Annotated in this window: 12 protein-coding genes and 1 pseudogene; all 13 read left to right on the top strand. The window is 35.4% G+C overall.

Annotated elements, in window-relative coordinates:
- Nucleotides 1-227 (top strand): hypothetical protein (locus tag P618_RS08255; RefSeq protein WP_204365645.1); only part of this gene is annotated, 227 nt, incomplete at its 5' end.
- 177 nt (nucleotides 228-404) lie between these two features.
- Nucleotides 405-803: a DUF4167 domain-containing protein gene (locus P618_RS06175; RefSeq protein WP_162147097.1), complete on the top strand. Its 399-nt coding sequence runs from the start codon at nucleotides 405-407 to the stop codon at nucleotides 801-803.
- 39 nt (nucleotides 804-842) lie between these two features.
- Entirely contained in the window at nucleotides 843-2099 is a 1257-nt protein-coding gene (gene tyrS, locus P618_RS05485) for a tyrosine--tRNA ligase (protein ID WP_021826830.1), read from the top strand.
- A 238-nt stretch (nucleotides 2100-2337) separates the two neighbouring features.
- A pseudogene (locus tag P618_RS08720) lies at nucleotides 2338-2488 on the top strand (IS5/IS1182 family transposase); the annotation flags it as partial.
- Between the two features lie 235 nt (nucleotides 2489-2723).
- Nucleotides 2724-2960: a 50S ribosomal protein L31 gene (gene rpmE, locus P618_RS05480; protein WP_021826829.1), complete on the top strand. Its 237-nt coding sequence runs from the start codon at nucleotides 2724-2726 to the stop codon at nucleotides 2958-2960.
- An 8-nt stretch (nucleotides 2961-2968) separates the two neighbouring features.
- A complete protein-coding gene (locus P618_RS05475; RefSeq protein ID WP_021826828.1) occupies nucleotides 2969-3667 on the top strand; it encodes a metal ABC transporter ATP-binding protein in 699 nt (232 codons plus the stop codon).
- A gap of 147 nt (nucleotides 3668-3814) precedes the next feature.
- Nucleotides 3815-4114 (top strand): YbaB/EbfC family nucleoid-associated protein, encoded by a 300-nt coding sequence (locus P618_RS05470; RefSeq protein ID WP_021826827.1) that lies wholly within the window; start codon nucleotides 3815-3817, stop codon nucleotides 4112-4114.
- An 8-nt stretch (nucleotides 4115-4122) separates the two neighbouring features.
- Nucleotides 4123-4773, top strand: coding sequence for a recombination mediator RecR (recR, locus tag P618_RS05465; RefSeq protein WP_021826826.1), 651 nt, complete (start codon nucleotides 4123-4125; stop codon nucleotides 4771-4773).
- A gap of 135 nt (nucleotides 4774-4908) precedes the next feature.
- Nucleotides 4909-6183, top strand: a complete 1275-nt coding sequence (gene rnhA, locus P618_RS06985) for a ribonuclease HI (protein ID WP_021826825.1) — start codon at nucleotides 4909-4911, stop codon at nucleotides 6181-6183.
- The gene (locus P618_RS05455) at nucleotides 6180-6932 is read left to right on the top strand and encodes a TrmH family RNA methyltransferase (protein ID WP_021826824.1); all 753 of its coding nucleotides are present in this window, start codon (nucleotides 6180-6182) and stop codon (nucleotides 6930-6932) included. The genes rnhA and P618_RS05455 overlap by 4 nt, the downstream gene beginning before the upstream one ends.
- A 70-nt stretch (nucleotides 6933-7002) precedes the next feature.
- Entirely contained in the window at nucleotides 7003-7275 is a 273-nt protein-coding gene (locus tag P618_RS05450) for a hypothetical protein (protein WP_021826823.1), read from the top strand.
- Between the two features lie 693 nt (nucleotides 7276-7968).
- A complete protein-coding gene (locus P618_RS05445) occupies nucleotides 7969-8820 on the top strand; it encodes a UbiA family prenyltransferase (protein WP_024161260.1) in 852 nt (283 codons plus the stop codon).
- A gap of 231 nt (nucleotides 8821-9051) precedes the next feature.
- A complete protein-coding gene (locus P618_RS05440; RefSeq protein WP_021826820.1) occupies nucleotides 9052-9612 on the top strand; it encodes a hypothetical protein in 561 nt (186 codons plus the stop codon).
- The last annotated feature ends 153 nt before the right edge of the window (nucleotides 9613-9765 follow it).

Below are 9765 nucleotides of genomic sequence, written 5' to 3'. Positions count from 1 at the left end.
AATATCAAGAAGATCCAGTTTCATTTTTTGTCCTTAAAAACTTACAGACGAAAAATATGATTATTTCAAGCAGAAATCAACTATTGCTGCGTAACATCAGTTATTATTTGAAAAACGTTCCTGTAACAGTTTCTAAAATAATTTTATTGCGAAGGCATCGAGTAGGAATCAAAACTCACAAGGTGCACACATGCATAAAATTAAGTTATCGTTTTCAAAAAAAGTAAGAAAAATGTTAAAATTATAATTTTTTATCTTGCTTTTTGCATAGATTGATAATATTTAAAAAAGCTAATAAAACATCTCGATCTATTTAAAAACGTGATACGTTTACGAAAAATTAATGTATTGACATTTTTTTTTTGTCTCTTAGAATGATTAGACTTATTTGTTTTTTAGTGAGCGTGAATTCTTTTAAAGACAGATCTCAAGGATCATATCAATTTCGATCGTTATTACACAGAAATCAAAAAGCAATTAAAAATAAACATCATGTTTTTGAAAGTCAAGGCCCTACAGGAAAAGCAAGAGGAACGAGTGTTCAGCTTGTAGAGAAATATTTAAGTCTTGGAAGGGATGCACTTGCTATGGGAGATACGGTTTTATCAGAATATTTTTTTGAATACGTAGAGCATTATCAACGAATTACTCATGATTTAAGTTCAATGAATCAGGAAGAAGTTACTGTTTCTGATGAGTCTCCTAAGATCGTTTCTGAAGAAGGAAGTGAAAATTCGGAAAAAATAAAAAAATCTTCTCGTAATTATCGAAAAAGAACGGTTCGATCTGAAGGAACAGTTTAGGTTTTTTGAGATAGGATATGCAGCGTTTAGGAAATAAATATGAGTGTTAAATATAAAAGCGATTTATTGAGAACTTTAGAGCAAAGAGGTTTTATCTATCAAGTTACTCATTGGGATAGTTTAGATGAAGCGTTTGCTCGTCAGTCAGTAGTTTCGTATTGTGGATTTGATGCTACTGCTGAAAGTTTGCATGTGGGAAATTTATTGGCGCTTATGGTTGCGCGCTGGATGCAAGAATATGGGCACAAGCCTATCCTTTTAGTTGGAGGGGGGACAAGCAAAATAGGAGATCCGTCTTGGAGAGACAAAAGTCGTCCTTTACTTACAGATGATGTGCTGGAAAAAAATATTAATGGAATTCAACGTAATTTTCGTCAGTTTTTAAATTTTGAGTCTCGTAGCGGCGCTTTGATGGTCAATAATGCAGATTGGTTAGATGATTTATTGTATATTCCTTTTTTAAGAGAAATTGGAGTGCATTTTTCTGTTAATCGTATGTTAGCTTTAGAGCATGTTTCTAGTCGCCTTGAGAAAGAAGAGCCTTTAAGTTTTATTGAGTTTAATTATTTGTTACTGCAATCTTATGATTTTCTTAAATTGTACAAAGATCATGGATGTGTGGTTCAATTTGGAGGATCAGATCAATGGGGAAATATAGTTTCAGGTGTTGATCTCGTGCGTCGATACGAAAAGGCGCAGGTTTTTGGGTTTACTATGCCGCTGACCACGTTAAAAGATGGAACAAAGATGGGAAAAACTGCTCAAGGTGCAGTTTTTATGGATGCGGCGTTGTGCGCGCCTTATGCGTATTGGCAATTTTGGCGTAATGTAGATGATGATGATGTAATTCGCTTTCTTAAGCTGTACACATTGGTTCCTATGGAAGATATTCAGCGTTTAACCCAAGCAGATGCCGTAAATGAAGCGAAAATCGTGTTAGCAGATGAGGCTACGTTGCTTGTGCATGGAGAAGACTGTCTGAATGGTATACACGCCATGATAAATGGGGTGTTTTTTGATCAAGCTCCTGAAGTTTTAGATCTTAATATGCCGCATTGGGTTATATCTGAGGATCAGTTTTCTAAAGGCATTACAATGGTTGATATTTTAGAGTATCTAAATTTTGTTGAATCTCGCAGTGAAGCGCGGCGTAAAATTTTAGAAGGCGCTGTAAGAATAGGAAACCAAGTTTGGAAGGAGCATTCTCAAAGTTTAACTAAGGTCGATATCCCTCAAGGTTGGAGTTTTATACGATGCGGAAGAAAATATCAAGGTTGGATTAAATACGAAAATTGAAAACTGTATACAAGTTTTAGTTTTTTCTGAACCTTTTAAAGAATTTGATATGTAAATTTAAAAGGTTGATTTTGGGTTAAAAGTTTGATTATTAGTTGTGTTAATTTTTTTTTTAGAAAAACGTATTTTATTTTTTTGAACCTTGAAAAGCTTTTGACTAGGGCTCACCCTAACTTAAGTTGGCTTTTTTCGATGTTTTTTGAGAATTTAATAAAGATTCAAAGGAAGTATGTATTAAATAAGAGGTTATACGTTGCGGAATGATCGGTGAGATCGGGTAAAGGAGAGTTTACCTGGAAAACTAGAGAGTGTGACAGCCAAGAATAATTGCCTGTTTGTTGAGGCTGTTTTATACCATTACCGCGGGGGGAAGTCCTTGGCGCGATCTTTACGAAGTTATTGTCGCATTCTTTCAAATCCCATTTTCATGCTAAATTACTATAACTATACGATCTTAGCTTTTTCTTTTAGCTTTTGCGCAAATATTAGCTTATTTTACTCTGATAAAAAGAAAAAAAATTCTTACGCTCACTTCCTGTCAGGTCTAGAGTTCTTCTTTGGGGTTGTTTTAAAAAAAAAACAAGTGTAAAATAAGAAGGATAGTTTATTTGATGTTTTTGATTTATGAAAAAAAATATTCATCCTACTTACCATAAAATAAAAGTTATTATGACGAACGGAGAATCATTTGAAGTTGGGTCAACTTACGGAAAGCCTGGTTCAGAATTGGTTTTGGACATAGACCCTTCTTGTCATCCGGCTTGGACTGGAGCACATCGTATGGCACCAAAAGGAAGAGGGGTAGAGTTTGAGAATCGTTTTAAAGGATTAAGTAATTTTAAAGTAACCAAAAGTTTGTAATTTTGTCGATGATTATTTCTGCTTTAAAATCAAAAAAAAACATGCTTTGTGCTCAAAAACCTGAACAAAATGAAAATTCAGATTTATTAGTTGTAAAAAATTTGAGTATTTATTATGGGTGTTGTGGAATCATTGAAAATCTTTCTTTTTCTATAAAATCCGGTGGAATTGTGAGTATTATTGGAAAAAATGGAAGCGGAAAAAGTACTTTTCTTAGAACTCTTGCGGGAATTCACGAGCATTTTTGTGGTGGATTTTTTTGGAATTTACCTTGTGGTGGAAAAAAAGGTATTGGGTACCTTCCTCAGTATTCTGAAGTCAATCGCTATCTTTCTATTCAAGTTAGAGACGTTGTGAGTATGGGGGTTCGTGGTAAAAAAAAATCTTCTGTGGATCATGCATTAGCATGTTTGGGATTGACAGAAGAAGCTTCTAGTTTTATTGGAACATTATCAGGTGGACAATTTCAAAGAATGTTATTTGCTCGGCTTTTCGCTATGGAGCTTGATATTTTTTTACTTGATGAGCCGTTTGTTAGTATGGATGAAGCGAGTCAAGATATTTTGATTGAGCAGTTGTTTATTTTATCAAAAAAAGGAAAAACTTTTTTTTTAGCGCATCATCAAGATAGTGCTATTTTACCGTACTGTAAATATATATTAAAGTTACTTCCAGGTGAGCATTGTTGGAGTGGCTCTTACAATTAGAAAGAAATTTTTTACTGCGTTATGTTTTGTTTCTTTAACGTGGAGAAATGTTTATTGGATGTTTTTTTATAGGGTAGTTTGCGTTTGCCTCTGTTTTTTATCAGGAGCTGAAGGTATACTAAAAAAAAGCTCGATGTGAGGAATGAAATGTTTTCAAAGTTTACGCGTCAAATTCAAGAAATGCAAAAAAAAATGATGGATACTCAAGCGCAGTTGCGGGATATGGAGTTAGAAGCTCAGTCCGCGGGGGGAGCAGTTAAAATTACTATTTCCGGAGAAGGGAAACTGCTGAACGTATCGCTTAGCCCGGAAATTTTACAAGATGCTGGATTGTTGGAAGATTCTATTGTTGCAGCGTATTATAACGCTTGGGAGATACTTCAAAAAAAACGAGAAGAATCTATGAAAGAATTGAAGGTTCCTCCAGGTTTAGAGGGAATGTTTTAGGGAAAACAATGGTAGGAGAAAAACTTCGCGGATTGATTCAGCTTTTATCTAAGTTTCCTGGGCTTGGGCCTCGATCTGCTCGTCGAATTGCGCTTTATTTATTGTCTCATCGATCAAAAGTTTTAAAACCACTTATGGCGTACTTAGATGATGTAAATCTTAGGTATAAATATTGTTCTGTCTGTCATTATCTTGATGAAGAAGATCCGTGCGGATTGTGTCGTTCAAAAACTAGAGATTCGACTACGCTATGTATTGTTGCGTGTATAGGAGATGTCTGGGCGTTAGAGCGAGCTTCTTTTTTTAAAGGGTATTATCATATTTTGGGAGGTCTTATTTCCTTAAGTCACGGAAAAAATCCGGAGGATTTAAATATAGAAACATTAAAAAATCGTTTATCTATAGGAATTTCAGAAGTTGTCGTTGCGTTAGATAGTACTTTGGATGGACAAAGTACGTTGCATTATTTAATACAGGACGTTTTTCCTTTGTATCCTCATATCAAAGTTTCTAGCCTTGCTAGAGGTCTTCCTATGGGAGGGGAATTGGAATCTTTAGATCAAGCAACGTTAATGAGTGCTTTTTGGGGAAGAAGAGAAGTGAATTCAGCACTGTTTAGCAATACAACGTCTTGGAGTGATTTTGAAAAAGGAAAATAACAAGCAAAAAGCGCACTTTTAGAAAGAAATTTTTAAAATTTAAAAGGCTCCTAATATCATCTAAATGAAAAAAAGTTTATTATTGTGGAATATATTTATCAAATCTATTAAGTTGAGAAAAAGGTAAGAGCGATCATGGTTTGGCTGTTTACAGATGGTGCATGTTCTGGAAATCCAGGTCCTGGTGCTTGGGCTTGGATTTGCCAAGACGGTAATGAACGTGTCCAAGAATCTGGATATGAGGACTATACGACAAATAATCGTATGGAGCTCAGTGCGGCACTTTATGGGCTTTCGTCTTTACATACCCGTGATGATGTCACGGTTGTTTCTGACAGTTCTTATCTTGTGAAAGGAATGGAAGAATGGGTTTATAAATGGCAAAAAAATACTTGGATGAACGCTCAAAAAAGACCTGTAGAGAATCAAGATTTATGGAAATCACTTTTACAGGAAACTCAGCGCTTTTCTAAAATATATTGGAGTTGGGTTAAAGGTCATGGGACACATCAAGGAAATATAGATGCCGACACATTGGCTAGAACAACGTTAAGGGATGGAAAAAGTTATAAAAAAACGTCTCAGACTTTGGTCTCGTCTTGTAGAGAGCAGGATCCTGTTTCTTCAGGATTATGGTTTGGAGATAAAACGGGGACAAAAGGATTGTTGACATCTTTTCCTGAGGAAAACAGTATTCATATTCTTCACTTTAGAGATAGAGATCCTGTCCGATTTACTGGGGATCGTTGGCAAATTTTTTGTTTAAATCAGCTAAAAGTTACAATCAATAGCGTGTCTGCGTGGAATCATTTAGGCATTTCAGTTACTGTTCAGCCTAATATTGAAGAGGCAGAATGTTATCAAGCTCACAATTTTCGTCCAAAAGGAAATCTGTTATGGTCTTTACTTTTGACCGCAGTTTTTGGGGTATTGTTTACTTTAAATCTTCGAGCGTCTAATCAGTCTTTTGGCGTCAAGCAAAAAGAGTCTATTGGTATCAAGCCAAAAGAATATTTTCATGCTTATCTAAAAGCAAAACGCGTATATTGGAGGGCAGGTCCTGGTTCTGAGCATTCAGTATTATGGAGTTACACCTGCCCTGGGTGGCCTGTTTTTATTCGTAAACGCTGGAGTTATTGGTGTCAAATAGAGGACATCAAGGGTGCAAGAGGTTGGGTGCACGGAAACTTATTAGCTTTTCGAAGAGTTGTTTTTGTTTTGTATCAGCAAACCCCGTTAAGATCACATCCGTCTGCTTCTGGAGCGATAAAAGCGTATTTACAAAAAGGAGTATTGGGATTATGTCTTAAAGAGGAGGAAAATTGGATTTATGTACGTCTTTTAAGAGAGCGTTACGAAGGATGGGTTTATGTTCAGCATGTTTGGAATCCGCGCAAGGGAAGTGAATGAAAATAAATACAGGAAATAAAGTGAAATCGGAAAAAATTTGGATTTGGGGACTTCATAGTGTTGAAGCAGCGTTGTTAGCAAGACGTCACGTGTACGAACTTTTATACGTTGCCTCTAAGGCTGAGCGTTTTTCTTCTTTTGGTGGTCGCGCATGTCAGGGATTTGATATTGATCGTGTTGTGCCTAAAGATGCAGTTCATCAAGGTGTTGCGTTGTTAACAAATTCTGTACCGTCTTTGGCCTTGGAAGCGTTAGATTCAAAAAAAGGTCCTGTTCTTGTGTTAGATCAGGTTGTGGATCCACGCAACGTGGGTGCGTTATGGAGAAGTGCTGCGGTATTTCAAGCTCAAGCGATTTTATTTTTAAAGCAAAGAAGTTCAAACTTTGAAAATACTGCATTAAACAATCATCATTTGCAGGGAGTGATTGCCAAAGCAGCGTCTGGCGCAATAGATCGAGTTCCGTATGTTTGTGTTGTTAATTTGGGAAGAGCCTTAGAATTTTTAAAAAAACGTGGATTTTTTTGCGTGGGATTATGCCAAACGGGGCAGGTGATAGACCCTAAATATGCGTTTCAAGATTTAGGTGTTGCCCTTGTGGTGGGGCAAGAAGGAAAAGGGTTGCGTTCACTCACAAGACAGCGTTGTGATTTGCTGTGGAGGCTTAACGTGTGTCCTGAATTTTCTACACTCAATGTTTCTGTAGCTGCCGGGATAGCTCTTTCTGAACTATACGCAATTAAAAAATAAATTAGTTTGATCATTTTTAGATCAAAGTAGGTTTATTATAGAAATCGTAAGTTTAAAGCGTTTTATACCTATGAAAAATTGTCTTGTTTTTTTGATAATCTTAGGGGGGGTAATGTTATCGGCGTGTCAGGTTCCTGTTGGAAACCAGCGGAGCTCAGATAGTTGCCAAAAAAATTGCGAACGTAATGCAACAAATTTTTTAGAACGAGAAGAATGCTTATCTGCATGTGCAGAAAAAGGAAAATCTATTCGTTCCATGCCAGATCGTTCGGGAAATTTTTATAACGGAGTTTCAGTGAAAAATCCTATGAATGAACGTAACTCTACAGCCTCTAGAGCATAAAGCTTTTGGTTTAAAGATAATTTAGAAAATTAAAGTTATCAATTTTTAAATTGAGTATAAACATACAAAGCGTAACACACGTCTATGGTTAGGCTTTGTTGTTGATACCATATAGGAAATTAAATTAAAGTTTACGAAGATAAGTGTGATTTTTAGAAGAAAATTCTAAGATTGTATAGCCAAAAATGTATCTTTTCGATCACTGAGTTCCAAGATTGACTGCTATTTGCAAAGCTTCTGCTCAATTTATTATAAACAACACTCATATGTCTTGAGAGTATTGCGTATCTTTGTTTATCTTATCCATATGGGAAATTTTTCGTTCTTCCTTCATGATAATGTTTTTTTTAAAAAGAGTATTCATATAGTAAAAAAGATTGATCAATCATTTATTAGAAAACAATATGAAATGATTTAAAATACATTGTTTCAAAAAAAAAGTAGCAGATAAGAAAATTTTTTTCGAAATTCATAAATTGACACAAGATAAATTTTTTAGCATGATTCAAAGAGTTTTTTATTGTTTTATTCTGGGTTTAAAATATTGTTTTTTCATTATAAGAATTATTCATTATTCTCAGAGACTTTTTTTGGGGAGAAAAATCAATCGCGCTATACATTCAGAAAAAATAAAAAATTTCTGCTTATTTTTTTATTTTTGTATAAGTGACATCTAACGAAAATGAGCATTTTATGTCTTTTATGAAAGTGGACTGGAGATTGTGGTTTCAAGCAGCGCGTTTTGGACGCATTGAAGGGGCGTTACTTTTGTTTTGGCCCAGTTTTTGGGGATATACTTATGGAGTGCAAGAAAATATAAAATTTTGGGTCGTCGTGTGGCTTTTAGGGGGGGCGTTGTGGATGCGCTCAGTAGGGTGCGTTTATAATGATTGGGTAGATGCGCCTTTTGATCACTTTGTTCCACGAACTCAACGCCGTCCGTTGATTTTTCGTTCAGACGGCTGGCAGATTCCTATGTTCACTATTTGCGTATGTTGCAGCCTTTTGGCTTTATGGTTGCTTCCGTTTAATGTTGTTGTATTGGGCGCTTTAGGATGGGGGGTGTCTATGGGGTATCCTTGGTTAAAAAGATATATTATCCCTCAAATAGCGCTAGGGTTACTTTTTGGTTGGGGTGTTTGGATTGGCGCCGAGCTTTCAAGGCTGTCTAATCTATCTTCTTGTTGGGGGATATATAGTATTGCTGTTCTTTGGAGCATAGAGTATGACACAGTTTATAGCGCGCCCGATCAATGGGCCGATCGTAAACTGGGGTTAAAATCTATCGCATGTTACGCTGGGCGTTCTACAAGAAGTGTAATATTGGGAATATGCATGTTACGCTGGGGAATTATGGGAATTTTAAGTTATTCTTCAAAAAAATCGTTGATACTGATGGTGTTATCTGCAAATATCACGTACTATAGCTTGCAAAAAGTTAGGCTTTCTAAAGCTTCTTCTTGTTTACACTATATGTTGTTACAAGCTTGGGTTCAAGGGGGGATACTCGCACTTTGGGCATATTTTTTAAATCCGTTTAGGTAGGAGTAGTTCATTTGATATATTAGACCTCTTTCGAAAATCATTTATACTAGATCCAAATTATAAATTCCAGTAATCAGATTGAATTTTAGGCCAAATTTTTATACTTTTAAAATAAATACTTTATTTTTTTATTTTAGTTTTATAAAAATAGAAAAATATATTGTTATCATTGGTGCAATTGTTAAACTGATCATAGTGTGTTATCCTAAAAAAAAATTTAGGAATTTTTTAGTGTTTCGAGATTTTTTGGTAAGCACTGTTCTAAGTGCGTTTTTATTATGGGGATGTCGATCTACTCCCTCTGTGTCGCCTAAAGCAAGTTATCTATCTGTTCCTCCGGTTGCTATAGATGCAGAAAAAATTCAAGTCGTTGAACAAGAATCCTTAGTTGGAACGTGGAATACATTGTTAGATGTCAATCTTGTTGATCTTGTTCGTCAATGGACAAAAAGTGGATTTTCTTGTTCTGGATTCGGCCCATCTATTAACGTAGAAATCGTCGAGGCGAAACTCGCGCCATCTCGAGAACTGTCTGAAGATAAGGCTCAAGAAGATGAAAACATTTACGTAGGAATGTTAAGCGTTCGAATCTTTTTAGGAAACAATCCGTTATTAGCAAAACAGTCTCATACTGTCCATTCTAAGGTATCTGTAACAATTCCCGCGCACTACACTCTAAAAGAACGAAGACAGATGGTGTTAAGCTTAGCAGAAGAAGTCGTAGAAACTCTTCATAAAGAAGTGATTCGTTATCTTTCAGATCAAAAAAAAGTAAAAAATAATATTTTTTGATAGGGCATATTTAGCGGGTAACGAAATTATTTTTAACGAATATTTTGGTCGAAAGTCATCACATCAAAATTTATACGGACACATTCAATGTTACATTTTATCAATAAAAATTTTTGAAAATAACATTCTCGGCAATTAGATAAATATGAATGA

The sequence above is a fragment of the Holospora obtusa F1 genome (assembly GCF_000469665.2).
Taxonomy (GTDB): domain Bacteria; phylum Pseudomonadota; class Alphaproteobacteria; order Holosporales; family Holosporaceae; genus Holospora; species Holospora obtusa.
The sequence above is the reverse complement of the archived record's forward strand: the minus strand, read 5'-3'. Positions and strand labels throughout refer to the sequence as shown.

Coding starts and splice junctions, on each gene's coding strand:
- tyrS (WP_021826830.1), top strand. CDS start 843: ATGAGTGTTAAATATAAAAGCGATTTATTGAGAACTTTAGAGCAAAGA.
- rpmE (WP_021826829.1), top strand. CDS start 2,724: ATGAAAAAAAATATTCATCCTACTTACCATAAAATAAAAGTTATTATG.
- P618_RS05475 (WP_021826828.1), top strand. CDS start 2,969: ATGATTATTTCTGCTTTAAAATCAAAAAAAAACATGCTTTGTGCTCAA.
- P618_RS05470 (WP_021826827.1), top strand. CDS start 3,815: ATGTTTTCAAAGTTTACGCGTCAAATTCAAGAAATGCAAAAAAAAATG.
- recR (WP_021826826.1), top strand. CDS start 4,123: ATGGTAGGAGAAAAACTTCGCGGATTGATTCAGCTTTTATCTAAGTTT.
- rnhA (WP_021826825.1), top strand. CDS start 4,909: ATGGTTTGGCTGTTTACAGATGGTGCATGTTCTGGAAATCCAGGTCCT.
- P618_RS05455 (WP_021826824.1), top strand. CDS start 6,180: ATGAAAATAAATACAGGAAATAAAGTGAAATCGGAAAAAATTTGGATT.
- P618_RS05450 (WP_021826823.1), top strand. CDS start 7,003: ATGAAAAATTGTCTTGTTTTTTTGATAATCTTAGGGGGGGTAATGTTA.
- P618_RS05445 (WP_024161260.1), top strand. CDS start 7,969: ATGTCTTTTATGAAAGTGGACTGGAGATTGTGGTTTCAAGCAGCGCGT.